The sequence below is a fragment of the Micromonospora sp. KC207 genome (assembly GCF_004348615.1).
In the GTDB taxonomy this organism is placed as follows: Bacteria; Actinomycetota; Actinomycetes; order Mycobacteriales; family Micromonosporaceae; genus Micromonospora.
In genome coordinates this window covers 1-24495 of record NZ_SMKJ01000039.1, presented here as the reverse complement: position 1 = coordinate 24495, position 24495 = coordinate 1, and the positions used below count along the sequence as shown (strand labels likewise).

Sequence of the window (24495 nt, the reverse complement as noted above, 5' to 3'; positions counted from 1 at the left end):
ACCGACCTGATGAGCATCTTCGTGTCGGTGGCGGCGTACCGCGATCCGGAGCTGGTGCCGACCGTGCTGGACTGCCTCACGAAGGCCGACCGCCCGGACGAGCTGCGCATCGTGGTCAACTGGCAGCATCTCGGCGGCGAGGACGTGTCGGCGTTGCGTGCCGATTCCCGGGTCACCGTGCTGGAGTTCGACGCCCGGCGCAGCCGGGGCGTGTGCTGGGCGCGCGCGCAGATCCAGCGCAGCTACGTCGACTCCGACTGGTACCTCCAGGTGGACAGCCACACCCGGTTCGCCCCCGGCTGGGACACCCGGCTGGTCGCGATGGCCGAGCAGACCGGTGCGGCCAAACCGATCCTGAGCTGCTATCCACCGACCTACGACCCGGCGGTCGAGTTCACCGGCGGCGGCGAGCCGACCCTGATCTTCCTCAGCGGATGGACCCACGACGGTCTGCCGCAGTTCAAGCACTTCCGCATACCGGGCTGGCAGGAGGCGACCGCGCCGGTACCGGCGCGTTTCGTGGCCGCCGGGTTCCTCTTCGCCCCGGGCTCGTTCGTCCGCGAGGTGCCCTACGACGAGCGCATCTACTACCAGGGTGAGGAAATCAACCTGGCCACCCGGGCGTTCACCTGGGGCTACGACCTCTTCCACCCGGTCGAGGTGCTGGCCTGGCACTACTACATCCGCGAGAACCAGTTCCGGCACTGGATGGACCACCGGACGCCGGGCGCCGACCACTGGTTCGACCTGGACCGGGCCGGCCGCCGCCGGGTGCTGACCCTGCTGCGGTACACCATGGTGGGCGGCTTCGGCACCGGCCCGGTCCGCCCGTTGGCGGCGTACCGGGAGTACGCGGGCATCGACTTCGCACGGCGCACCGCGACAGCCGAGACGCTGGCCGGTCAGCTACCGGATCGCCCGAAGGCCCCGCGCACGCCTGCCGGCACCGGGCCGCCGAGCGGTGGCGATCTCGAGTCGGGCCAGCTCGTCGGCGGTGATCGAGTCGAAGACTCCCTGCGATAGGTGCAGGTGGTCGATGTTGTTGCGGAACTGCCAACGGCTGCTACCGGTGGTCATCGGGGTACCCCTTCGGTCGTAGAACTGCTTGTGCAGGGCGGCGAGGTCTCCTCGCCAGTCGTGGAGGTTCAACATCACGCGTCAGGGAGTGGCCGCTAACGCCCATGACGGGGCCGCCGGCCGTCCCGCGACCAGCTCAGATCGGGCGGTCTTGATCAGGTGCTGCTCGACAGCCGTGACGCCGCAGTGATTAAATGCCCGCCCCGGCCAGGATCACGACCGGATGATCAGCTGCGTTGGCTCCACCGCTGGTTCGACCCACCTGGCATGACCAGAGGATGAGCTTGGTGCCGTTGGCGGTGCTGGCGACGACGGCGTAGATACCCTCCGGCTGGTCGCCGGTCGCGACGCCGTTGGTGCTGTTGTTGCGGTACCCGGTGCGGGGGCGATGTAGACGCCGTACGCCTTCTGCCCGTCAACCATGACCGGGGCCGCCTTCGCGTCGGCCAGGTTGTCCCATCCACCGGGGGCGGGCCCGGGCCAGGTGCCGGGGGCGCCTGGGTCAGGCGGTTCCTCCGGCCGGACTGATCGTAGTGATCGTGATGAGGCAGGTTGTGTTCGCGCAGAACAAGTCCTGGGCGGCGGCGTCGGCGTAACCGCCAGCACTCTGCACACCGACGTCCCGAGTGGTGTTGTCCGACGAGCGCCGGACCTCACGTTAATCGGTTCTTTCCCGACCGGTACGTGCGAGATCATGCCGCGACGATCTGCCACTGCTGGTTGGGTCCGCCGCTGGCGGCCCATTGGATGACCTGGGCGCCGTCGTCCAGCGAGCTGCCCGACACGTCAGCGACAAGTCCGGTGCGGACGTTGACCAGGCGGTAGTAGCCGTCGCCGGTGTCGACCAGTTGCCACCACTGGTGGGAGCTGTTCGTGTCGGACCACTGGTCGAGCTGGACGCCCGGCGTGGTCGAGCCGCCAGGGACCTCTAGCACCTTGCCACTGTGGCGGCTGACCAGTTTGTATGACGCGTCGACGCCGGGCTCCAACCGCCATTGCTGGTTGGCGCCGCCGGTCCAGGCCCACTGGATGGCCTTGGCGCCGTCGGCGGTGGACCCGCCGGAGACGTCGAGAACCTTGCCGCTGCGCCGGTTCACCAGGCGGTAGTAGCCCTGGGGCAGACCCCCGGCAGGCAGATTCACGGTGATCTGCACCTGCTGACCGGCGGTCAGTGAGATCACGCGGGCGTGTGACCCGAGGGGGGAGGAGGCTACGGGCGCGGAGGTGGAGACGGATGCCATACCGCGGCGGCTGATGAGCGTGATGTCCTGGGTGACCGCCGAGGTGAGCGTCACCGTTGCGGTGCGGGCGGCCAGGTCCCAGCCGAGGCTGTCGATGCGGACCCGGTTGCGGCCGCGTACGCCGGTGATGCTGCCCTTTGCGAGCTGGTCGGGCAGGGCGGGCAGCAGTTCGACGATGCCGGGCCTGGTGTAGACGATCGCTTCGGCGAGCACGCCAGGCAGGGCGTTGGCCGCGTCGGCGTTGTAGATGTCCAGGTTCGGGTTGTGTGACGTCATGAGCGACCTGAAGACCATGTTGTTGCCGAGGATCTTCCGCAGGTTGCCGTAGACGAGGCTGCCGTCCTTCAGCCGGGCGGCGGCCAGGGCCCGGTGCAGGCTGCCGTGCGCGGACAAGTTCTCGTCGCCGCGCAGCGCCAGCGCCCGGAGCGAGGCGGTGACCAGGGCGGGCTCCTCCTCCGGGTTGATCTCGTGCAGCGGCCAGGCCCCGTACAGATGGTGGACGTGCCGGTGGTTGTAGCGGTCACTCAGCCCGGGCCAGGACCATTCGGCGAGGGCGCCGTCGCCGTTGACGGCGTAGGGCGGCAGCTTGCCCAGCAGGGCGGTCCAGCGTTCGACGCCTTGCCCGCGGCCCTGTTCGACGCCGAGGGCGTTGGCGGCATCGATGGCGGCGCGCAGCGCGTGCTTGCCGGCCTGGACGTCGCCGGTGGCGTTGATCGCCAGGAGGATGCCGGTGCTGGCCGGGGAGTTCTCCATCGAGAAGGACGGTACGAACACCACGTCGCCGTTGGCGTCGGTGCGGGTCAGGAAATCCTCGTAGAACAAGGCCAGCTCCATCAGAGCGGGGCCGAGCTTGTCCCTGAGGAAGGCCTGGTCGCCGGTGACCTGGTAGTACTCCAGTAGCGGGTAGAGCAACCAGTCGGCGCCGCCGGTCCAGCAGTGGCCCGGAAAGCCCGCGTCGAAATGCAGCATATGGCCGTACTCGCCGTCGGTGCGGGACGGGGCGTGAAAGCCGCGGGCGCCGTAGAGGTTCCGGGCGTTGGTCCGCCAGTGGGCGAGTTGGCCGAGGACCAGGTCGAAGTAGCCCTGCATGGCATCGGTGAGGTCCAGGATGTTGCCTCCGGCGACCTGCAGGTTGACGTTTGCGTCGGTGGTGAAGTCGTCGGCCCAGGCGGCGTTCCAGGATCCGGCCCAGATGCCGGTCAGTCGCGGCGGCAGCACCCCGCTGGAACTGATGAACAGGTAGCGGCCGGAGTCGTAGAGCCGCTCCAGCAGGGCGATGTCGATGACGTTGCGGTTGGCGTTCTGCCGGGCGATCAGTTCGCTGGTGGACAGCTGCCGGTCGGCGGCGGATACGTTCAGGTCCAGGCGGGAGCGGTCGTACATCGCCGAATGCAGGGCGACGTGCCGGCCGCGCAGCGCGGCGTAGTCGGCGCTCAGCGTGGCCAGCGCGGCGTGCAGGGGTCTGGCGTCCCACGCCGTGGCGGACTCGTACCGGTCGAGCTTGGTCAGCAGCACGACCTTGGCGGCGCCGGCGACGACGATGGTCGTTCCGTTCACGGTCACCGTGCCGCCGGTGGTGACGACCCTGGTGACGCCCTCGAAGCCGAACGCTCCCTGACCGGACGGGTACCTGCCCCGCAGGTTGAGGTAGCCGGAGCCGTTGCTGACCGTCGCCAGGGTGGTGAAGCTGACGGAACCGGGGACACCGCTGAGCGCGGTATTGACGCTGAGCGTCACGTCGACCGTCCGGCCGGGCGCGGGCGCGAGTTCCTGAACGATCACTCTGTCCGCCCGGGAGGCGAAGGCCCGCCGGGTCCAGGCGCCGGAGCCGTCGGTCCAGGTGGAGGTGATCTCGCCGGTGCGGAAGTCGGTGATCCGGGCGTAGTTGTTCGCCGTGGGCACGCCCGACGTGCTGATCTGCAGCTCGTAGCCGGGGTGGAACGCCTGCGTCCAGCGCAGGCTCCAGCCGGCGGCGAAGTCGTTGTTGGCGCCGCGGTAGTCACCGGCCATCGCCTTGTTCCGGACGCCGGCGAGTCGTCCCGAGATGACCGGCGGGGTGAGATGCCGGGTTCCGTTGGGCAGGACGAAGCGGTGGTGGTTGAAGACCACCCGCTCCAGCGCCGGAGCGCCGAACAGGACAGCACCGTATTCGCCGTTGCCGGTCAGGAAGCCGTGCGTCCAGTCCGTGGCGGGGGCGGTGTCGTAGATCCCCCGTTCGGGGAGCGTGACCTGGGGAGGGACCGCGGCGGCGGCCGATCGGGCGAAGACCGCCGCGGGTAGGGCGGCGGCGCCGGCGGTCAGCGCAGCGGCCGTGACAAAGCGCCTGCGGTCCATGGGCAAATCCATCAACGAGATTCCTTCGTCGCGGTCATGCGGTCGAGAGCGGCGGGCAGGGCGCGCGGGCCGGGCACCGGCTGGCCCGGGTGCCCGCCGTCCTTCGCCGTGCCGGGGCACGGCTCAGTTCCGCCGGCTCCACTGCTGGTTGGACTGCCCGTTGCCGGACCACAGGATGATGTTTGCGCCGTCGGCGGTGCCGGCACCGCTGGCGTCCGCATCGGCGACCGTCGCCGAACCGTGCGGTCGACCGGGTCGGCCAGACCCGGCGTCGGGACGTCACGGGAGTGCACGGCTGCGGCCGAGGGAGTTCGCGCGGACGTTCGGATCGAGTGGCGCAGCGTTCTCCCTTCTACCCGGACGCGCGCACCACGCGCGGAAGCGACGAGTCATCGACCGGGCGGCGCCTTCGCCGCGCACCCGATCTGCGCCCGCCGGTCTGGGGATGGCCGGCGTGCCCATGCTGATTGAGCGAATCGGTCCGACGAACGTTACCATCAAGTGAATGATCTGAATAGATCTATCTTTAAGGGACGTCTCGCAACTCGGTCGCTGGTCCATGGTGGATCATGTCGGGGTGCAGGTGATCACGGCGGCCCGCCCGGAATGGATCTTCCCGTTCACCGGGCTGCAGCCCACCCAGTTCCGCAGGCTGGTCAGGCTGGTCGCCGAGCGTGGCGGTGACGCGATCGCCGACGGGCGGCCGGGCAGGCAGTCGACGGCACCCTCATCCCCACCCGCGACCACCGCCTGGCCGCACCGAGCAAGAACTACCGCTACTCCACGAACCTGCAGGTCGCCATCGACGCCCACACCCGCCTCGTCGTCGCCCTCGGCGACCCGCAGCCCGGCAACCGCAACGACACCGATCAGAACGTTCGACAACCGTCACCGCAGCGGCTTGAATAGCGGTGTGCAGGTCAGCAGGGACCGGCGGAGTTGGCGCATCGGCGCCGCCGCCGACGTGGAATGGATCGCCGGTCACACCACCGTCGGCCTTTCGATCGCCACCGCCATCCCGCCGGTCTTCGAGGCCTACGCGACCACGTACCAGGCCGACGACGTCACCGCCGCCGCCTACGAGCACGCCCTGGTCGAAGACCTCATCACGCACACCCCCGACCAGCCGTGGTGGCTGGCGTACCTCGACACCGGCGCCCATGACGTCGTCTTTTCCCACGCCCCCAGGGTTTCGCTCTACTGGAACTGGCCGTACGTGCTGGTCGAGGCCGGACCCGAGCAGGCCCTCACCTGGCGGATCGGTCACATGCGCCACTCCTGCGGATCGCTACCCGACCTGTTCTTCCCTGCCGACCGGTCATGGCTGGTCTCCGCACTCTGGGACGACACCTGGACCTGCGTCGGCGGCCGGGAACCGCTGATCCGCACCCTCGAACGCGACCCCGTGGCCAACGCCCGCCGGGTCCGACCCGACGAGGACGCGCTGCCACCGGGCCTGACACGCGAGTGACACCCCCCGGGGGGGCTGGCGACGGTTGCGGCGGCGATGTAGCGGCGGCCGTGCGGCGCACGATCAGAATGGTGCGGGTCCGCGGCCTGCCAACGACATCAACACCTGCGTGGCGAGTAGCTTGCGTATGCCGGTGACGGCGACTGTCCCCACCCGATCGTGGGGTAGCTCCAATTGCAGCCCTTGGCCTGCGTTGCGAAGGTCTGTCGTGATCTCGTCCGGACGGAACGTGCCGCCCCAGCCGCTGAGGTCTCCACGCTGGTTGGTACTGAGGGAAGCCATGCCGGAGATGCAGGCGCCGTCGACCAGGATCAGCCTCGCAGGACCCGAGTAGGTCGTCGTCATAGTCATCAACCCTTCAGGATGTAACGCCGTACGCCCCGGGCCCCGGCTGGCTGACAGTCATCATGAGGTGAGGCGTCGAGTCCGACCATGATGTGCTCCACCTGACCCGACCGTACGTGCCTCGACCGTCAGTGCGGCGGCGATGCGGAATTCGGCTCGCCATGGATAAGGGCCGATGCCTGTGTCTGTCCGGCTCATGAGCCAGAGGCGCACCTCGGGCGAGCTGACAGCCGGCCTTGGCAGCTTGCGCCCGAGGTCCGAATCGATCCGAGGAAGAGAACACGGGGGCAATGCCGAGCTGGCCGGCCTTATGCCGATCAGACAATTTTCGCGATGCCGTGGTGAGCGCATGAAACGCCGAACGGCGGCCCGCTGAACCAGTCGGGCCGCCGTTACGGAATGTGGATCAGATCGGGCGGATGTTCTCCGCCTGCGGGCCCTTCTGGCCCTGGGTGATGTCGAACTCCACCTTCTGGTTCTCGTCGAGGCTGCGGAAGCCGCTCGCCGAGATCGCGGAGAAGTGGGCGAAGACATCGGCGCCGCCGCCGTCCGGGCTGATGAAGCCGAAGCCCTTGTCGGCGTTGAACCACTTCACGGTACCTGTAGTCATGTCTGCTCCTTCGCAGGCTGTCAGAGACCGCACTGTGCGGACCCTTACGCCGCCGCGTTGATCACCCGCGTCGAAACGACACGAAAACGAAAGCGCCTGGATGGGTTTCAGATGCCCCATCAGGCGCCGGAAAACGTCTACGGAAATCAAAACTGCAACATGGCTACCGTAGCACACGATCCGTCGTCGATCCCACCGCCGGCCGCCGGCCTGCCCGGTCAGGCATGACGGCGGGGAACCTGGCACTCGTCTGCTCGCCACGCCGCGTGGACGACACGTTGACCGGGTTCACGATGGGCCAACTGAAGGTCACCTCACCCTCACTTGACGGCAGGAAAACATCTCAGCGATAGTTGAGTCAATGATGACTGAGCTTGCTTCCCTGCAAGGGCGCGCTCGGGTCCACGCCGCGCTCGGCGACCCGGCGCGCCTGGCGATCGTGGACGCGCTCACCCTGGGCGACGCCTCCCCCGGCGAGATCGCCCAGGACCTGGGGATGCCGACGAACCTGGTCGCCCACCACGTCAAGGTCCTCACCGACGCCGGCCTCGTGGTCCGTGGCCGGTCCGAGGGCGACCGCCGCCGCACCTACCTGCGGATGCGACCCGAAGCCCTCGCCACACTGACCCCGTCGCCGCTGACCGGCGTCGGTCGGGTGGTGTTCGTCTGCACCCGCAACTCCGCCCGCTCGCAGCTCGCCGCCGCCCTGTGGTCCGAGCGCACCCACACCGCGGCGGCGTCCGCCGGCACGAAACCCGCCGAGCGGATTCATCCGCGCGCCGTCGCCGTGGCCCACCGGCACGGGCTGACCCTGGACCCGACCGCGACCTCCCACGTCGCCGACATCGTGCGCGACGACGACCTCGTTGTCGCCGTCTGCGACAACGCCCACGAGGAACTCACCGGGCCGGGCCGACCCCGGCTGCACTGGTCGGTGCCCGACCCGGTCCGCCTCGACACCGACGACGCGTTCGAGGCCGCGTACGCCGACCTCGCCGCCCGCGTCGACCGCGTCGCCCCCGTCATCACCCCCGCCATGAGCTCGGGAGACCACCGTGACTGACACCAACGCCTACCTGCGCGAAGACCTCTCGGTCGACCAGCAGCTCGCGCTGCGCACCGCCGCCTACCGCCTCGCCGCCGAGTTCGACGGCACCTACGGCACCGAGACCGTGGAGCGGTTCCTGCACGCCAGCTACGACCAGTTCGCCATCGTCAATAGCGTCAACCACCTGCCGCTGCTGGCCGAGCGTCCCCAGGCCGTGGACCGACGAGGTGGTACGCGCCGTCGACGTCGTGGTCATCATGGGCTGCGGCGACGCCTGCCCCCTTCTACCGCGGCACTCGGTATGAGAACTGAAACCTCGACAACCCCGCCGGCCTCACCGTGACCGGTGTGCGGTCGATCCGCGACGAGATCGAACGCCGCGTCCCCCGGCTGCTCGACGAGCTGAACGTCCCCGCCACCCGATAGACCCCGGCCGAGAGCGGTCCGGGACGTCACCGCAATGGGAGAGAACAGACTGATGACCAATGCACTCTGGCGGCGCCTGCTGGCCGAGTTCACCGGCACCGCCCTGCTGGTCACCGCCGTGGTCGGCTCCGGCATCATGGCCACCACCCTCTCCCCCGGCGACGTCGGGTTGCAGTTGCTCGAGAACTCGATCGCCACCGCGTTCGCTCTCGGCACGCTGATCCTGATGTTCGGGCCGGTCTCCGGTGCCCACTTCAACCCGGTGGTCTCCGCCGCCGACTGGTTCCTCGGCCGCCGCACCGGCACCGGCCTCACCGCCCGCGAACTCGGGGGCTACGTCGTTGTCCAGGTCGCCGGGGCGATCGCCGGATCGGTGCTGGCGAACCTGATGTTCGGCCTGGCCGCAGTCGACTTCTCCGGCAAGGACCGCGCCGTCGGGCACCTCTGGCTGGGTGAGGTCGTCGCCACCACCGGTCTGATCCTGCTGGTCTTCGCCCTCGCCCGCTCCGGCCGCGCCCCCGTCGCGCCCGCCGCCGTGGGCGCCTACATCGGGGCCGCGTACTGGTTCACCTCGTCCACCTCGTTCGCCAATCCGGCCGTGACGATCGGCCGTGCGTTCACCGACACCTTCGCCGGCATCGCCCCCACCTCCGTCCCCGGCTTCGTCCTCGCCCAGTTCGTCGGCCTCGCCGTGGGCATCGGCCTCCTGTCCGCGCTCTACCCCGACGCCGGGCGGGCCGCCGACCAGGTGGTGGTGCCCACCGACGACCGGGACCCGACCCTCGACCACCACCGATGACCAGCAAGCCCGAGCACCGGACGACCGACACGTCGTACCGCGGCCTGCTCAACCGGCCGCATCCGGCCGGCCGGTACCGGCTACTCGACCGCAACAGCGACCCCGACCGAACGCTGCCCACGATTCCTGACGAGGCGCCGGTGAACCGGCCCCGCAACCCGTACTGCCAGAGAGGCTGCTGATGTCCGACAAGCCCAGCGTCCTGTTCGTCTGCGTCCACAACGCCGGTCGCTCCCAGATGGCCGCCGGGTGGCTGCGCCACCTTGCCGGTGACGCCGTCGAGGTCCGCTCCGCCGGCTCCGCTCCCGCCGAGACCGTCAACCCCGCCGCAGTCGCGGCCATGCGCGAGGTCGGGATCGACATCACCGACCAGACCCCCAAGCTCCTCGAGTACGCCACCGCCGAGTCCTCCGACGTCATCGTCACCATGGGCTGCGGGGACGCCTGCCCGGTCTTCCCCGGCAAGCGCTACGAGGACTGGAAACTCGAAGACCCGGCCGGCAAGGGCGTCGAATCGGTACGCCCGATCCGCGACGACATCCGGAGCCGGGTCGAGAAGCTGCTCGCCGAGTTGCGCCCCACCGGCTGACCCCGTCACCGCCCGCCCGCCGATCCTCGACGTCGGCGGGCGGCTGCATCCTGAGCAGCAGGCCCGTGTCCGACCCGCACCGCCTGGTCATCATCGGCTCCGGGCCCGCCGGACACACCGCCGCCCGCTACGCCGCCCGCGCCCGGGCACCGGCGGCCGATGGTTGCTCGGACCGCCGGTCACGAACAGCAACATCCCGGCCGCCGGCCGGGATGTGAAGAGGTGCGACAAGCAGGAGTACCGGCTACCAGGACCGAGCCGGGGACGGGGATTTCTCGCTCTGGCGGGCGGCCGGCTCATCGCCCGACGACCTCAATCGAGAGCGGGCCGACCAGTCCTGCCGCCGCGGCCCACGCTACTGCTTCTCGTTCTGCCGCAGGGCTTCCTCGAGCTGGTCTTCCAGGATGATGATCCGGCAGGCGGCCTCCAGTGCGGTGCCCTGATCCACCATCTCGCGAGCCCGCGCGGCCAGACGCAACTGGCAGCGGGAGTAGCGGCGGTGCCCGCCGGCAGAGCGGTGCGGGTTGATCAATCTCGCCTCGTCCAGGCGGCTTGCCGATCCGGAAGGCAACGAGTTCTGCATACTTCGGAGCGACGGGAAGATCGCTGGCGGGCGGCCATGACGGCTTCGGGCTCACCCATGCAGCCGGTTGCTACGTCCGCTCATCGGCGTCCGGACGGCATCCGGGAGCTCGGCGTGACGTCACGTAGCGTGTGATTGCGGCAGTTGAGTGATCTTCGACCCCGCTGCCGAGGTACGTTCCCTCAGCACGGGTCAGACCGGTTCCAGCCGATAGTGCAGGCGTAGCACGAGCGCCCGGTAGAGCCGCAGCTCGTGATCGGTGCGCAGCACGCCACGGTGATCTCGGTAGACGTGGAAGCGCTCGTGGATGGGCACACGCGCCGCGTAGGCCCCCCGACCGTCCCGGACCACGACGTAGGCTCCGTCGGCGCCGAAGACCCCGGAGGGCGAGGACAATACCAACGAACCGTCGGCCTGGACGCTGGGACGTAGAAAGACCTGCACATTGCCAGACTCCAACGGGAACGCCACGTGCACGGAGGGCTGGTCTGAGCCGGGTAACAGCCTGGCTGAGTAGCAGCCGCTGTAGACGAACCCACCGGTGGCGGACAGCGTTCGCAGCCACCCGGCGGCATGCTGCTCGCCGCTCACATCGATCAGGTGCACGACACGCGAGTCCATGCCGTGCGCAACGTCGAGTGGACGGGTAGGCAGCGCGAGTTGCTGGACACGGCGGCCGAAAAGCCGACTTATCAGCTCACCACCCGGCTGAAACAGGGGCGACCACTGCGCCCACACCTCCATCCGCCAGCACGCGGTGTGCTCGTAGAAGTCACGGACCGTCTGGTCCAGGTCGGCGGCGCAAAACCCAGCGCCGTCCAGAACGGACATGGAAGACAACAGCCCACCGCTCGCGACATCCTCGCGCACGGAACCGCCGACCCGCTCGGCCTCGGCGGTGAGCCAGGAGGCCCCAACCGGTCCAGGACCACACGTAGGCGCGTCCAGCCATCGATAGTCGCCGTCGAGGTCCACGCGGCGGCCGACCAGCCGCCACCAGGCGCGTGAGGCCAGGTCAAGCGTCCTGCCGAGCCGCCTGTCGGTCACTGCGCATCCTCCCCGGCAGTCCTGGAGTCGACCCCCGAGCCGCCCACACAGCCCACCGCATCCCGCGCCGTCACAGCATCATGGCATCACGGCAGCAACCCGTCCCGCGCCCAGGCCAGGCCAGGCTACTGGTCAGTCATCCGCTACCTGCAGACTCGGCACGGCGGACCACACAGAGCCATACCCACCCCCAGTCCCGCAGGAGTGGCAACGCCAGCCTGCCGCCGCCGCTAACAGGCACCTCGGACGCGTCGTGCGAAAACCCGGAGTCAAGGTCTCGCCCCTGGGCTGAGGATCGGTGAACGGCTTACCGGGACTCCAGGTACGCCTGTCCGGGGTCTGCCCGAGGGCCGTGGCCCCGTTCCTGCACGACGGCTACCGCTTCCACAATTCGGATTCCGCCGCCCTGTCGCAGCACGTGCGATCGGGCGGTCGGCATATGCCGGCACCCACCGTCCGGAACGTCGTGCCGGCGGCCGCTCATCCGTCCCGGCCGCCCGGTGCTGGCGCGGACTCCATCATCCGGGCGAGCAGCGTGGCCACCGGCACGGTGGCGAGCCCGACCCGGTTGTCGCCGGCCCCGTACGGCAGCCACAGCTCGCCGTCGTGGACGAGCCCGCCGCAGGAGTAGACGACGTTGGGAACGTATCCGTCCCGGTCGGCCTCGTCGGGCATCAGGAGCGCACCCGGGAGCCGCGCGATCACCCGATCCGGCCGGCGCAGGTCGAGCAGGAGCGCGCCGATGGCGTACCGGCGCATCGGGCCGACCCCGTGGGTGAGCACGAGCCACCCGGCGTCGGTGTCGATGGGAGATCCGCAGTTGCCCACCTGGATCAGTTCCCAGCTGTCCCGAGGGGCGTGCAGCGGTACCGGTTCCTGCCACCGGTTCTCGCCGTCCAGTTGGGTCAGGCCGATGGTCTCGCCGTCGGCGCGGCACAGGGCGAGGTGCCGGCCGCCGACGGTACGGGGGAACAGCGCGACGCCCTTGTTACGCACGCCCGGCCCGCGCATCGGGGTGCTCTCGAAGCGGCGCAGGTCCCGGCTGGCCAGCGCGCGGGTGGCAATGTGCCGTCCGTCGTAGGCGGTGTAGGTGGCCCGGTACACCGGTCCGGATTCGTCGGTGAACCGGACGAACCGGGCGTCCTCCATGCCGTTGCTCTCCGCTGGAATGGCCGGCCAGAGCACCCGTTGGCGCAGGGCGGTGTCGGCGGGAAAGGTCGCGGCGTAACTGGCGGCGTTGGTGCGGCGTACGTGTTCGAGGGTGTCCGGTCCGGTGCTGCGGTGGAGCAGGTCCGGTGGCAGGTCGCCGAGCACCCGCTCGAAGGTGGCCTCGTCGTAGCGTTCGGGCAGGGCGTCCAGCACGGTGGCGGTGATCTCGTTGTCGCAGTCCACCTCGGTCAGGCCGGCGGCGAGGAGGTCCCGACGGTGCCGTACGGCGGCCCGTTGCCCGACGACCAGCGGGCCGGACCGGTCGGCGACGGCGAGCCGGCACCCGGGTCCGAGGACCGCGCTGGCGAACCCGATCGACGACACGTGGCCCTCGCCGATCTGGCGCAGGCTGATCGCGACGCGCAACTGCCCGGCGATCAGGCCGGTCTGGTCGGGGTGGGCCACCATCGACGGGTTGCACAGGGCAGCCGCCTCGACCGCGTACTCGTGGCTGAAGTAGGCGCCGATCAGAAGTCGGGTGGTGGGGGAAAGGTCCCGGTCCCGGGCGACGCGGTGCCGGACGAGGTCGTAGTGGTGGTGGAACGTGGCGGCCAGGTCGCGGTGTCGGGCACCGAAGCGGTCGAAGGTGTCCCTCAGGAGCCGGCCGATCTCCTCGTCGTCGAGGTGCGCGACGCGGTCGATGAGCGCCCTCGCGCGGCTGCGTACCAGGGCGGCGTCCTCACCCGGGACGAAGAGCTTGACGATGACCCGGCGTGGGTCCGGGGCGAGGGTGGTGCCGTGCCGGACGGCCAGGGTGCCGGTCACGACCACCGCCGGACGTGTTGCAGGGTGGCGATGAGGGCGAGGGTGGACTCGGCGCCCTGGTTGAGGTTGGGTCCGTGCGGGGTCAACCCGTCGTAGCCGCCACCGGTCGCCGGATCCCACATCGGCGTGCCGACGTCGTTGTCGCCGCGGAACCATCCGACCGCCTGGTGCACTCCGGCCTCCCAGCCGGGGTCGCCGGTGACCGTGGCGGCGGTGGCGCAGGCGTCGGCGAAGGCGGCGACCTCGATCGGTTGCTGGTCGTGGCGCAGCCGCGCCGCGCCGCGCCGCCACCCGCCGGCGGGTACGACCGACAAATGCCCGTCGCGGAGTTGGACGTCGCGCAGCCAGGCCAACATCCGCAGCCCGTCGTCGAGGGGTGGACCGCCGTGGCGCAGCTGACTGGCGGCGATGACGACCTCCGCGAGGGCCGCGCTGGCGTAGGTGAGCCCCTGCTGCGGCCAGGGCCACCGAGGGTCGGACCCGGGGCCGCCGATCGTCGTGGCGGCGTCCGTCAGCAGAGCCGCTGCGGCGGCGTGGGCCGGGTGGCGGCGCAGCACCTCGACGGCGCCGAGCCCGGCGAAGGCCATCGCGTGCGGCGCCGGGGAGCGCCGGTTGGCGCCCCGGCTGAAGGCGACGAGCGCCTCCTCCCGGATCCAGGCGGCGGGACTGCGGGCAGCGGCGGTGCCCAGCCCCCACAGCGCCCGGCCCCACCAGTCACCGAGCCCGGGGGCGTCGGTCCACCGCCGGTCGTGACCGAGCCGGTTGCGGAAGGCGCCGCCGCCGTCCTGGGCGTGGGTCAGGAAGGCGAGGTAGCACTCGGCGAGCCGGAGCACCTCCTCGGTCGGTTCCGGCTCGCGGCTGGTGACGACCAGGCCGCGCGCGACGTCGTCGGTGCAGTAGCCGTGCTCGCGGCGGACGATGGCGTGTCGGGCGTGCTCGAACAGGCCGGTGTCGTCGCTCAGCCGGGTCAGGTGCGCGAAGCCCGGTCCGGGCGCGGTCGGCCGGGGACCGCGGTCCGACGCGCTGGGGCGGCTGGCGGTCGTGGTCACGCCGATGCCGCGCTGACCGCGGGAAGACGGGCGGCGACGAGCCGTTCGGCGAGCGTGCCGTAACGGGCCGCCACCGCCGGCCAGCGCAGGTCCGCGGCGAGCGACCGGACGCGGCCGGCCAGTCGGGCGGCCAGGCCCGGTTCGGTCAGGATCCGCCGGATCGCTGCGGCCAGCGCCGCCGGATCCTGATGGGGTACGACCAGACCGGGGCCGCCGGTGAGCAGCTCGACGGCGTGCGGGAAGGCCGTGGCCACGACGGGTGTCCCGGCGGCCACTGCTTCGATGAGCACCCCGGAGGTGACCTGTTCACGGGAGTCGTAGGGCAGCACGACCACGTCGGCGGAACGGATCAACCGGGCGAGCGAGGCCTGGTCGTGGTAGACGTCCTGGTACTCCACGGCGTGGGCGATGCCCAGCTGCGCGCCGAGCCGGTGCAGTCCCGACCGGTACGCCTCCCCCTGGTGCTCGACCACCTTCGGATGGGTCCGGCCCGCGACGGTGTAGGTGGGTGCCGGGTCGAGGTCCTGCAACTGCGCGAGGGCCCGCAACGACCACTCGACGCCCTTGCCCGGACCGAGCAGTCCCCAGGTCAGCAGGTGTGGGCGGGTACGGCGGTCGGCGGGCACACCGACCTGCTCGGCGGCGCCGTGCGGGATGACCGTGACCTTGCCAGGACGTACGGTGTAGCCGACGAGCAGCCGGTCGCGAGCCGTGTCGGTCATCGTGACAACCGCTCCGGCGGCGGTGACGATCTGCTCCAGCAAATACTTCTGCCGGGCCGAGGGCCGGCGGAGCACGGTGTGCAGGACCACGATGCTGGGCACAGTGAGGCGGCGCAGCAACGGCAGGACGTCCTCGCCGTCGGTCCCGGGGTAGATGCCGTACTCGTGTTGCACGACGGCCACGTCGAAGGTGTTCAGGACGGCGGCGGCGTCCCGCCATCCGGCCTGGGTACGCGTCGACCAGGTGTGCACGACGCCGGGTCCGGCCCGCTGGTCGTCGCCGCGGTCGGTGACCCGGACGATGCCACCGCGCGTGCCGTCGGCGGTCAGGTGGGTGGCGAGCGCGGAGTTGAAGGTGGCCAGTCCACATCGTGTCGGCGGGTGGGTGCTGAGGAATCCGTAGCTGGGCATGAGTGTCGGGCCTTCCGGTTGTCGGCCGCCCCGGGAGTACGGAGACGAGCCTCACGCGGTGTTGGCGCACGTCGGCCAGCGTGTGTGGCCGGCGGAACGGATTCGGGCCCCCGCCCGGCATGGGCGTCGCCCGGCAGGTTCAGCGCCTCGGTCGACGGATGAGGTCGTCGTAGACGGCCAGGTATTCGGTGACCATCCGGTCCGCGCCGAAGCGCTGGCGGGCCCGTGCCCCACAGCCGGCCCGGTCCAGCCCGGCAGCCAGGGTGACGGCGTCAACGGCCTGCTCGACGGTCTGCACGAGAAACCCCGTCACCCCTTCGTCGACGATCTCCGGCATTGATCCTCGCGCGTACGCGACGACCGGCGTGCCGCAGACCATCGACTCCACCACCGACAGTCCGAACGGCTCGTCGAAGGCGATCGGGTGCAGCAGGGCGGTGCTCGCGCCCAGCACCTCCGCACGCCGCCGAGGGCCGACCGACCCGAGGAAGACGACCTGGTCGCCGTCGATGTGGGGGGCCACCTGTTCGGCGAAGTACCGCTCGTCATGCACGATGCCGCAGATGGTCAGCGGCCGGCCGGCGCGGCGGGCGATCTCGATGGCGGTGTGGGTGCCCTTGTCGGGATGGATCCGGCCCAGGGCGGCCAGCCCGGGGCCGGCGTCGCGGGTGAACGGCAGCCCGGTGAGGTCGACACCGTGATGCACCGTGGCGACGTAGTCGAGCTCCGCGCTCCGGTCGGCGGCGGAGATCGACACGTAGGACGAGCGGGCCCGCGCGTACGCGGGGAGTATCCCCGCGCCGGAGAAGCCGTGCACGGTGGTGAGCAGCGGAGCACGACAGTGTTCGGCGAAGGCGAGCGGCAGCCAGTCGAGATGACTGTGCACCAGGTCGAACTGCCCGGAGCGGGCCATCGCGTGGGACACGTGCATCGCCTCCCACACCCGGCCGTCCAGATCCGGATCGTCGGCGTACCCCCGGGGGCACACGCCGTCGAGGGCGGCAGAGGTGACCGAGTCCAGTGTCGCGAAGAGGGTCACGTCCACCCCGCGGGTGACCAGCCCTTCGGCGAGCAGCCCGGTCACCTGCTCCCAGGGGCCGTAGTGGTGTGGGGGTGTCCGCCAGGCGACGGGGCCGAGCAGGGCAACCCTCACGGGCTCGGCGCGTCGGCGAGGTCGGCCGGATCGAGACGCAGGGTGGCGAGCAGCCCGACGTGCTTGTCGGCGTTCACCCGCTCAGGTAGCTCGCGCTCGACCCAGTCGGCCCTGTTCTGCTGTCCGCGCTCGCGCAGCGCCGCAACGATCCTGTACCTGGCGATCTTCATCGTCTGCCCCCTTGAGAAGCCGTTCTGGATGGTCATGGTCATGGTCATGGTCACGGGTGGCGGTGTGAAGGCCCTAATCGAATCCCATAACCGGGCTGCCGAGGCGCGGCGGGCGGTCGACCTGTCGCCGTGACCGGCGAATAGTGCGGCACGTGCCTGCGATCCCCAGGGCGCAGCTGGCGTGGCCAGCATCTCGGCGGTGGGACCCTGTCGATCCGGACCACCCCAGGCTACGCCGGTCCGGCCCGGTCGTGCAGGGTGCCAGCTGACGGGACGCCCGAGAAGCGGTCAGCGGTCGGCAAACGTCGTGATGAGCACCAGCGGCAGAAGCAGGACGGTCACCAGGAGGAACACCCGCAGGCGGAGCGCGCGGACGTCGGGGGTCCGCCCGGTCAGCGGAGCATCCCGGCCCTCAGCTGGGTCAGCGAGCGCTTCAGCAGCCGGGAGACGTGCATCTGGGACAGCCCGACCTGGGTGGCGATCTGCGCCTGGGTCAGGTCGCCGTAGAACCGCATGGTCAGGATCCGACGTTCACGTGGGGGAAGCGCCGCGAGGAGCGGTCGGAGGGTGAGGTAGTCGTCCACGGCTGCGTATCCCGGATCGACGGCGCCGACGAGCGCGAGGCGCTCGGTGCTGTCGACCCCGGCTCGTGGCTCGTCCAGCGACGCCAGGCGATAGACGTCGAGGGCGGCGACTGCGGGCACGAGTTGGGCGACGGTCACCTCCAGGTCGTCGGCGAGCTCTCGATCCGTCGGTTGGCGACCGCGTTGCTGCGCCAGCCTGCCACGGGCCTCGGACACCTGTGCACCCAGTTCCTGGGCGGCGCGTGGGACCCGGATCGCCCAGGCTGTGTCGCGGAAGTGCTTCCGGAGGTCGCCGAGGATGGTCGGGATGGCGTAGCTGGCGAACGGCACGCCCCGATTGCTGTCGTATCCGTCGACGGCCTTGATCAGGCCGAGCGCGCCGACCTGCGCCAGGTCTTCGTGGGACTCCCCGCGACCGGCGTACCGGCGGGCCAGTCGACCCGCCATCGGCAGGTTCGCCTCGATGATCAGGGCCCGTAGCCGTGCATGATCGGGATCTTCGACGTTCAGAGCTGCGCGTCGACGCAACAGTTGTTCGCTGTCCCCCGTGGCCGGGCTCAGCTTCGGAGGGGACGAAACGGTCATGGGTGTCACGGTGGAGGTGACCATTGTTCCACGCCCCTAACGGGCTGGTGGCAGCGAGAGTGGCGGCCACCGGGGACCCGGGCGACGCTGTCACCGTACGCCTTCGTCTCCCCGCCCGACACCCCTGGAAGCCGCGCTCTCGGAAGCCGACCCGGCTGCGGAGCCGGTCGTCAGCCGGGCCGGTTGGCGACCGGTCCCGGCACGAGTTGCTCGGAACCGTCGATGACCGCCTGGGACAGTTCGGACAGTCGCCGGTTGCGGCTGCGGGCCCCGTCGCGCAGTATCGCGAAAGCTCGGTCCACGTCCACCTGAAGGCGTTCGGCGAGAACCCCCTTGGCCTGTTCGATCAGAACGCGGCTGTTCAGGGCGGTCTGCAGCTGTTCGGTGAGGATTTCGCGTCGGTGGATGGCGCGCTGTTGCAGCAGTCCGATGGTGGCCACGTCGGCGAGTGCCTGACCGATGCGGAGCTTGCCCTTGTCGAGGGCCCCCGGCCTGACCTCGAAAAGGTTCAGCGCGCCGATGACCTCGGAGCGTAGGCGCATGGGCAGGGCGTGCACCGCGGCGAAGCCGACATCGGCCGCGGCGGCGGTGAACCGCGGCCATCGGGCAGTGGTCAGGGTCAGGTCGGCGACCGACACCGGTTGCCCGGTACGGAAGCAGTCGAGACAGGGCCCCTGGTCGGTCTGGAGCTGGAACTGCTCGAGCAGTCGGGTGCGTTCGGAGGAGGCGGCAACCACCTGTAGCGTGCCCCGCTGGTCGGTCAGGAGCAGCCCGGCCGCCGACACACCCAGCAGCTCGACGCACCTCTCGGTCAGCGCGTGCAGGAACTCGATCACGTCGAAATCGTCGACGAGGGTGTCGGCCATCTCCACGAAAACGTCGGCCAGCGCGGTCACGGCCATGTCAGTCACCTCGTCAATCGGTGGTTGCGCCGGTCGCCCGACGGGATGGTCCGTAACGCGCTGTCCTGGCACCGGTGCCCTTGTTCCCCCATTTTGGTCACCAGGTGTCCCGCCGCGCGACGCCGCCGCGCGACCGGCGGCTCACCGGACCGCGACGGTGCTCGAAGCTTGCCAATCCCAGGCGAACCTGGATCTGCCCTGCTTTCTTCACGGCGTGGTTCAGCGGCAAGGCGAGCTGTAGCCAGTGGAGAGAGCGTTTCGGATAGCTGGAGACGCTGCTATCGAACAACCAACGAGATCGACGCCTGGCACGCGCCCACCGTGCGCGCCGGATGGAGGTCAGCTCGGTGGCGCTCAGCTTCGGCACGGCGTAGATGTATCACGAACTTGTTTGAGATGTTGATGTTAACCATGCCCACCTTGCCGCCGGTCAGGGCCCCGACTCGGACCCGGGTGTCCGCGCGTCGTCGCCCCGGGGCTCGTAGTCGAACCAGTCGAAGCGGACGCTGCCGGCTGCCGCGTACATTCCGATCACCCGGCCGGTGAAGCCACCGGCGACCTCCGTCGACAGGTAGCGGCCGTCCAGTGTGGTCAGCACGTCGACCGCGCCGTCCGCCTCCTCGATCCCGAACTGGAGCAGGTCGGGCTCCTTGCTCGGGTGCCAGTCACCGGGCGACGGGGCGATCACGTCGAGGCGGAGGCGGACCGGGCCGGCCGTGACCGAGCGGGTGGCCACCGTCGACAGCACCGTTCCGATTCGGGCGACCACCCGGACCTCTCCGTCGCCCGCCTCGATCTCGTAGTGGTGCCGCTCGTCGAGGCGTACCGCGAGCCCGCCGCGCCCTGCGGTCGCGTCCATCGACGCGCCGCGCGCCCGGAGCGTGAGCCAGCCGGGATGTTCCGTCAGCGACCAGCTCTCGGCGGGCCGGGACCGCACCGAGATCCAGCGCGGATGCAACCCGTCGTTGTCGAAGTCGTCCAGCACGGGCAGCGGCACCGGGTGCGCGGCCCACGGCGGCGCCGTCATGACCGGCGCGACCTCGCCCACCACCGGCCAGCCGTCGGTCCAGGTCACCGGGGCCAGGAAGGTCTCCCGCCCGAGTACGTGCCAGCCGGGGGTGCCGCCACCAGGGCGTACGCCGGTCCCAGGCGAGGTCCGGGTCGATGCCGTTGACCCCCGGCACCCGGACCGGGTCCGACCAGGGGCCAGCCGGGTCAGTGGCGGTGTAGATCAGGTTTCCGCCGCCGCCGACGCTGGTGACGATCAGCCAGAAGCGCCCGTCGTGGTGGCGCAGGGTCGGCGCGTAGACGCCTGCGCAGGACGGCATCGTGGGCGGCAGCACCAGTTGGCTGGGCCGGTCCAGCACGTTGCCGATCTGCTCCCAGTGCACCAGGTCCCGGCTGTGGAAGAGGGGCACCCCCGGGAAATACTCGAAGCTGGAACAGGCCAGGTAGTAGTCGTCGCCGACCCGGCAGACGCTCGGGTCCGGGTGCAGACCGGCGAGCACCGGGTTGGTGAATACGCCGTCGGTCCAGCCGTTCGCCCCGGGCCTCGTGCGGGACTGAGTCAATGCCATCCAACGCCTCTCTGAGTTCGGGATTGTCCGTGAGCGCGGGTCACCTGGCAAGGTCGGGCGCCGTGCTGCCGAGGGGTCGTGCCCGGTCACGACAATGGACTGGGGCATAGGTCTTCCTGATTCCGCGCCGCTCCCGACGAAGCCTTTTTGGTGCTCTCGCCGGAAATTCGCCTACAAAATCGTGCGAGTTATTCGAGGATCTCTTCGACGGTCTCGGCCCGAATGAACGGCCGTGGGTCGCGTTCTTATTCGGCGATCCAGGAACAGATGTCGACTTCCAGGGTCGGGACCTGTCGAGGGCCTGAAGCTGACTCTTCTCGTCCACGCAGAGCACGACGGCCCGCCCGGGCGGGTGTGGTAGAGCCCGACGACGTCGGCGACCTTCCCGATGAACAGCGGGTCTGTGGAGTTAGAAATGCCGGCCAGGTGTGGCTTGAGGCCGGAATCCCCCAGATCAACCCAATCGTGAAGTTCGACGGCCCAACTTCTCGGCCACCGACCCTCATGACCAGCGGGTGGCGTTGCGCGAGCCTCCCTCCAACGTCGCCACCACCCCGTTTCGACCTGGTCGAGGCTGATCGACGGCGGGGCGGTCCGGCCCACTGCCCGTCCATCAGCCCGTCCAGCCGCAGCTTCACAAACCGCCGCCACTTGCCCACCGCGCGACTCTCCACATCCACCACCCCCGCCCACTCGTCAAACGAATTTTCGGCGCAGCACACTTGACGAGCGCCACGCCTTGCTTCCCGATTACGAGGGTGGCGTGTTAGCGCGCACATGACGCCCGTTATCAGACTCTCGTTGTCTGTCGACCCATACATCACCCTCAGGGATTTTGTTGTGGATTGGGCAAGTTGTCTTCGGATGCCCAGCGGCCTGATCTCGCGTTTCGGGAGCGCTTCCAAGCCAAATCCCCACTATTTCAGGAAGATTTCCGGCAAGTCTGAGCGATGCCTTGACAGCACATGTGAGCGATAACATTATGAACTCCCCGTTACGTTCGCGGCTGGAGTGGCGCATGAAGGTATCCGTGGGTCCTGGTGTCTCCGCTGCTTCAGGTGGGCTGCGACGCGTCTCGCTGGGAGTCGTGGGGACCCTCCTGTGTGCCGGCGTCGTGTCCGTCGGTGGTGCGGCCCAGGCCGCCGACGGCTGGTCGCCCGAGTCGTCGTACACGTCAACCGACCGGGGCGACGGGACGTACTCCGTACCGCTGCTGCGCTCCGACGTGCCGGACATCAGCGTCGAACGGGTTCCGGCCGCCGAGAACGACGAGGGCCGGGACATCTACTACATGATCAGCACGACGATGCACCTGAGCCCGGGTGCGCCGATCATGAAGTCCTACGACCTCGTGAACTGGGAGACGGTCAACTACGTCTTCGACCGGGCGAGCATCGGCGACTCGTTCTCCCTGCGCAACGGCCAGAACTCGTACGGTCAGGGGCAGTGGGCCTCGTCGCTGCGCTACCACGACGGCATGTTCTACGTCGCCTTCAACACCAACAACCTCAACGGCGCGTACATCTACCGCACGGCCGACATCGAGGACGGCGCGTGGCAACGCACGGCCCTCGGCCGTGGCCTGCACGACCCGTCGCTCTTCTTCGACGTCGACGGCACGCCGTACATCTTCTACGGCTCGGGCGGCACCAGCGCGGTACGCCTCAACGCCGGCCTGACCGCGATCGAGCAGGACTACCCGAACATCTTCACGGCAAGCGACTACGCCGGTAAGTTGTTCATCGGCGGCCTGTTCGAGGGTGCCCAGTTCTACCGCATCGACGGCTGGTACTACGCCGTCATCATCACCTGGCCCTCCGGCCAGGGGCGTCAGGTCGTCATGCTCCGCTCGAGGGATCTGCTCGGGCGGTACACCTCCGCCGGCGGCGTCAACACCTACGAGGCACGCGGCGTGCTCAACTCCAACGGCTTCGCCCAGGGCAGCCTCGTACCGGTCTCCCGCGCCGACGGCGGGACCGACTGGCACGGGATGTTCTTCCGCGACACGTTCCCGATCGGTCGCATCCCCGCGCTCATCCCCGCCACCTGGTCCGACGGGTGGCCGACCTTCGGCAACAACGGGGTCGTGCCGGTCGACGGCGAGTTCGCCAAGCCGATCCGGCTCAGCCCGGTCGAGGAGGCCCTCGAACGGCAGAAGAGCCTCGTCGCCTCGGACGACTTCGCCAACGACGCGCCGCACAAGGCGTACCTGGACGAGGAGTGGACGATTCCCGCGCCGCCCGACCTCGACGAGTCACTCCTCGGCGTCGAGCTGCTGGGCAACGCCGGCTTCGAGTCCGGGGGCGTCGCGCCGTGGGCCGCGCAGTTCGGGGCCACGCTCGGCCTGGATCCGGCCGAGCGCGCCTCGGGCTCGGCGGCGCTGCGGGTCGGCAACCGCACGCTCAACGGCTCCGGCCCGAACCAGTACCTGAACGGCAAGCTCCAGCACGGCGTGACCTACACCGTGTCGGCGAAGGTCAAATACGCGTCGGGGCCGAGCAGCGTGCGGTTCAACCTCGCCGCGGACTGGGGCTCGGGCGTCCAGGTGATGGCGTTCGGCACCGTGCCGGTCGGGCGGTGGACGACGGTCACCGGCCGGTACACCTTCCCGACGACGGCGAACCTCAACAACGTCAAGTTCGCGGTGGAGACGCCGTGGGGCAACCCGCAGCCGCCGTCGTCCAGCGTGGAGTACCTCATCGACGACGTCTCGATCGTCGGGCAGCCGGTGACAACCGAGTACCCGACCGAGGCGGAGATCGCCCCGAACGGCTCGCGGCTGGACATGGCGTGGGAGTGGAACCACGCCCCGGACAACCGGTACTGGTCGCTCACCGACCGGGACGGTTGGCTGCGGCTGACCACCGGCAAGGTGGTCACCGGCCAGTACGTCTACACGAAGCTGTCGAACCGGGCGGAACTGGCCTGGTTCGAGGAGGCGCGCAACACCCTCTCGCAGCGCACCTTCGGTCCGCGCCAGTCGGCCGAGACCCGGATGGACATCTCCGGTATGAAGAACGGCGACGTCGCCGGGCTGGCCGCCTACAACCGCGGCTTTTCGTACGTGGCGGTGAAGCGCGTTGGGGGCCAGAACACGCTGGGCGTGGTCAACCGGGTGCAGCCGTTCGCGGTCGACCTCGACCAGGCCGCGCTGGAGAACTTCCTGCCGGGCACGACGGTGCCGCTGGGGAACGCGACCGAGGTGTACGTGAAGGCCGATCTGGACTTCGCGTCGCCGGTCGGACAGCTCTGGACGACCTTCTACTACAGTCTCGACGGACTGACCTGGACCCGGCTCGGCAACCGGGTCGGTCCGCAGACGCTCGACGGCAGCCTCGCGCACTTCATGGGCCACCGGGTCGGCCTGTTCAACTACGCCACCCAACAGACGGGCGGACGGGTCGACTTCGACCACTACCTGCTCAGCGACACGCTGACCGCGCAGGGCCTGCCGCTGGACACCAGCGAACTCGACGCGGCCATCGCGTACGCGGAGACGCTCGACAGCCGCCACTACCCGACGGACGCCTGGACGGCGATGCGGGCCGCGCTCGCCACCGCGAAGGCGGCCCGGGCCGGTCGGTTCGGCACCCAGAACCAGATCGACGCGCCGGAGCGGACGCTCGCCTACCGGTTGGCCCGGCTCGGCGTGCTCCGGGCCGCCCCCAGCCTGCCGGTGACGGCGAGCGCGCAGGCGCGGTGCGTCGGGGCCCGGGCGTACGTCGCGGTGCAGGCGCACAACGGCCACAACGCACCCGTCGACATCACCCTGGAAACCGCCCACGGCACCCGGACGTT

At 69.9% G+C, this 24495-nt stretch carries 21 protein-coding genes and 5 pseudogenes; 9 read left to right on the top strand and 17 right to left on the bottom strand.

Translation table 11 applies throughout. The annotated features are described in order from the left end of the window. Positions 1-9 precede the first annotated feature (9 nt). Positions 10-1023 (top strand): GlcNAc-transferase family protein, encoded by a 1014-nt coding sequence (locus tag E1258_RS07660; protein ID WP_132398142.1) that lies wholly within the window; start codon positions 10-12, stop codon positions 1021-1023. A 244-nt stretch (positions 1024-1267) separates the two neighbouring features. On the opposite strand, the pseudogene E1258_RS35375 reads toward E1258_RS07660, so the two are convergent. The 3 genes and pseudogenes from E1258_RS35375 to E1258_RS07650 form a co-directional block, all read right to left on the bottom strand. Continuing rightward, positions 1268-1527: pseudogene (locus E1258_RS35375) on the bottom strand (arabinofuranosidase catalytic domain-containing protein). Positions 1528-1579: 52 nt separating this feature from the next. Next, a pseudogene (locus E1258_RS35370) lies at positions 1580-1720 on the bottom strand (arabinofuranosidase catalytic domain-containing protein); the annotation flags it as partial. Positions 1721-1769: 49 nt separating this feature from the next. Then, positions 1770-4652 (bottom strand): RICIN domain-containing protein, encoded by a 2883-nt coding sequence (locus E1258_RS07650; RefSeq protein ID WP_243715261.1) that lies wholly within the window; start codon positions 4650-4652, stop codon positions 1770-1772. Between the two features lie 577 nt (positions 4653-5229). Here E1258_RS07650 and E1258_RS07645 point away from each other — a divergent pair. Together E1258_RS07645 and E1258_RS07640 are read left to right on the top strand one after the other, a co-directional pair. Continuing rightward, positions 5230-5516 (top strand): annotated as a pseudogene (locus tag E1258_RS07645) (IS5/IS1182 family transposase); the annotation flags it as partial. Between the two features lie 49 nt (positions 5517-5565). Next, positions 5566-6123: a hypothetical protein gene (locus tag E1258_RS07640; RefSeq protein ID WP_132398138.1), complete on the top strand. Its 558-nt coding sequence runs from the start codon at positions 5566-5568 to the stop codon at positions 6121-6123. A 63-nt stretch (positions 6124-6186) separates the two neighbouring features. Here the strand turns inward: E1258_RS07640 and E1258_RS07635 are convergent, their stop codons facing one another. Both E1258_RS07635 and E1258_RS07630 read right to left on the bottom strand, forming a co-directional pair. Beyond that, complete coding sequence (locus E1258_RS07635; protein ID WP_243715260.1) at positions 6187-6468, bottom strand: hypothetical protein; 282 nt, start codon at positions 6466-6468, stop codon at positions 6187-6189. A 406-nt stretch (positions 6469-6874) separates the two neighbouring features. Further along, positions 6875-7078, bottom strand: a complete 204-nt coding sequence (locus tag E1258_RS07630; RefSeq protein ID WP_091602780.1) for a cold-shock protein — start codon at positions 7076-7078, stop codon at positions 6875-6877. Positions 7079-7439: 361 nt separating this feature from the next. Here E1258_RS07630 and E1258_RS07625 point away from each other — a divergent pair, with 361 nt between their 5' ends. The 5 genes from E1258_RS07625 to E1258_RS07605 all read left to right on the top strand — a co-directional run bounded on the left by E1258_RS07625 (position 7440) and on the right by E1258_RS07605 (position 9940). Then, positions 7440-8141: a helix-turn-helix domain-containing protein gene (locus E1258_RS07625; RefSeq protein WP_132398134.1), complete on the top strand. Its 702-nt coding sequence runs from the start codon at positions 7440-7442 to the stop codon at positions 8139-8141. Beyond that, positions 8134-8469: a three-helix bundle dimerization domain-containing protein gene (locus E1258_RS07620; protein ID WP_243715259.1), complete on the top strand. Its 336-nt coding sequence runs from the start codon at positions 8134-8136 to the stop codon at positions 8467-8469. Before E1258_RS07625 ends, E1258_RS07620 begins: the two co-directional genes overlap by 8 nt. 135 nt (positions 8470-8604) lie before the next feature. Continuing rightward, positions 8605-9351, top strand: a complete 747-nt coding sequence (locus E1258_RS07615; RefSeq protein WP_132398132.1) for an MIP/aquaporin family protein — start codon at positions 8605-8607, stop codon at positions 9349-9351. Further along, positions 9348-9533, top strand: coding sequence for a hypothetical protein (locus E1258_RS07610; RefSeq protein ID WP_132398130.1), 186 nt, complete (start codon positions 9348-9350; stop codon positions 9531-9533). Before E1258_RS07615 ends, E1258_RS07610 begins: the two co-directional genes overlap by 4 nt. After that, complete coding sequence (locus E1258_RS07605; protein WP_036373943.1) at positions 9533-9940, top strand: arsenate reductase ArsC; 408 nt, start codon at positions 9533-9535, stop codon at positions 9938-9940. The genes E1258_RS07610 and E1258_RS07605 overlap by 1 nt, the downstream gene beginning before the upstream one ends. 355 nt (positions 9941-10295) lie before the next feature. Here E1258_RS07605 and E1258_RS07600 read toward each other — a convergent pair. The 12 genes and pseudogenes from E1258_RS07600 to E1258_RS34500 form a co-directional block, all read right to left on the bottom strand. Continuing rightward, positions 10296-10490, bottom strand: a pseudogene (locus E1258_RS07600) (MerR family transcriptional regulator); the annotation flags it as partial. Positions 10491-10715: 225 nt separating this feature from the next. Next, on the bottom strand, positions 10716-11570 hold the full coding sequence (locus E1258_RS07595; protein WP_132398128.1) for a hypothetical protein: 855 nt from the start codon (positions 11568-11570) through the stop codon (positions 10716-10718). A 480-nt stretch (positions 11571-12050) separates the two neighbouring features. Next, positions 12051-13544: a glycoside hydrolase family 130 protein gene (locus E1258_RS07590; protein WP_132398126.1), complete on the bottom strand. Its 1494-nt coding sequence runs from the start codon at positions 13542-13544 to the stop codon at positions 12051-12053. Continuing rightward, on the bottom strand, positions 13541-14593 hold the full coding sequence (locus tag E1258_RS07585) for a glycosyltransferase (protein ID WP_132398124.1): 1053 nt from the start codon (positions 14591-14593) through the stop codon (positions 13541-13543). Before E1258_RS07585 ends, E1258_RS07590 begins: the two co-directional genes overlap by 4 nt. Then, the gene (locus E1258_RS07580) at positions 14590-15726 is read right to left on the bottom strand and encodes a glycosyltransferase (protein ID WP_132398122.1); all 1137 of its coding nucleotides are present in this window, start codon (positions 15724-15726) and stop codon (positions 14590-14592) included. Before E1258_RS07580 ends, E1258_RS07585 begins: the two co-directional genes overlap by 4 nt. Positions 15727-15865: 139 nt before the next feature. Then, a complete protein-coding gene (locus E1258_RS07575) occupies positions 15866-16879 on the bottom strand; it encodes a glycosyltransferase family 4 protein (RefSeq protein WP_132398120.1) in 1014 nt (337 codons plus the stop codon). Further along, positions 16876-17103, bottom strand: coding sequence for a hypothetical protein (locus tag E1258_RS07570; protein ID WP_132398118.1), 228 nt, complete (start codon positions 17101-17103; stop codon positions 16876-16878). Before E1258_RS07570 ends, E1258_RS07575 begins: the two co-directional genes overlap by 4 nt. A 338-nt stretch (positions 17104-17441) precedes the next feature. Then, positions 17442-18218, bottom strand: coding sequence for a SigB/SigF/SigG family RNA polymerase sigma factor (locus E1258_RS07565; protein WP_165949675.1), 777 nt, complete (start codon positions 18216-18218; stop codon positions 17442-17444). A gap of 170 nt (positions 18219-18388) precedes the next feature. Further along, entirely contained in the window at positions 18389-19120 is a 732-nt protein-coding gene (locus tag E1258_RS07560) for a GAF and ANTAR domain-containing protein (RefSeq protein ID WP_132398114.1), read from the bottom strand. Positions 19121-19217: 97 nt separating this feature from the next. Beyond that, the gene (locus tag E1258_RS07555; RefSeq protein WP_132398112.1) at positions 19218-19487 is read right to left on the bottom strand and encodes a hypothetical protein; all 270 of its coding nucleotides are present in this window, start codon (positions 19485-19487) and stop codon (positions 19218-19220) included. A gap of 63 nt (positions 19488-19550) precedes the next feature. Next, positions 19551-20195 (bottom strand): hypothetical protein, encoded by a 645-nt coding sequence (locus tag E1258_RS34505; RefSeq protein ID WP_243715258.1) that lies wholly within the window; start codon positions 20193-20195, stop codon positions 19551-19553. Positions 20196-20307: 112 nt separating this feature from the next. Further along, positions 20308-20697, bottom strand: a pseudogene (locus E1258_RS34500) (family 43 glycosylhydrolase); the annotation flags it as partial. 1114 nt (positions 20698-21811) lie between these two features. Here E1258_RS34500 and E1258_RS07545 point away from each other — a divergent pair. Beyond that, positions 21812-24495, top strand: a 2684-nt coding sequence (locus E1258_RS07545) for a family 43 glycosylhydrolase (protein WP_243715256.1), incomplete at its 3' end; no start/stop codon positions are given.

Excerpts from the sequence above, each read along its gene's own strand:
- E1258_RS07615 (WP_132398132.1), top strand. The coding sequence starts at position 8,605 with ATGACCAATGCACTCTGGCGGCGCCTGCTGGCCGAGTTCACCGGCACC.
- E1258_RS07565 (WP_165949675.1), bottom strand. The coding sequence starts at position 18,218 with ATGACCGTTTCGTCCCCTCCGAAGCTGAGCCCGGCCACGGGGGACAGC.
- E1258_RS07625 (WP_132398134.1), top strand. The coding sequence starts at position 7,440 with ATGATGACTGAGCTTGCTTCCCTGCAAGGGCGCGCTCGGGTCCACGCC.
- E1258_RS07605 (WP_036373943.1), top strand. The coding sequence starts at position 9,533 with ATGTCCGACAAGCCCAGCGTCCTGTTCGTCTGCGTCCACAACGCCGGT.
- E1258_RS07635 (WP_243715260.1), bottom strand. The coding sequence starts at position 6,468 with ATGACGACGACCTACTCGGGTCCTGCGAGGCTGATCCTGGTCGACGGC.
- E1258_RS07630 (WP_091602780.1), bottom strand. The coding sequence starts at position 7,078 with ATGACTACAGGTACCGTGAAGTGGTTCAACGCCGACAAGGGCTTCGGC.
- E1258_RS07650 (WP_243715261.1), bottom strand. The coding sequence starts at position 4,652 with ATGGACCGCAGGCGCTTTGTCACGGCCGCTGCGCTGACCGCCGGCGCC.
- E1258_RS07610 (WP_132398130.1), top strand. The coding sequence starts at position 9,348 with ATGACCAGCAAGCCCGAGCACCGGACGACCGACACGTCGTACCGCGGC.
- E1258_RS07560 (WP_132398114.1), bottom strand. The coding sequence starts at position 19,120 with ATGGCCGTGACCGCGCTGGCCGACGTTTTCGTGGAGATGGCCGACACC.
- E1258_RS07580 (WP_132398122.1), bottom strand. The coding sequence starts at position 15,726 with ATGCCCAGCTACGGATTCCTCAGCACCCACCCGCCGACACGATGTGGA.
- E1258_RS07660 (WP_132398142.1), top strand. The coding sequence starts at position 10 with ATGAGCATCTTCGTGTCGGTGGCGGCGTACCGCGATCCGGAGCTGGTG.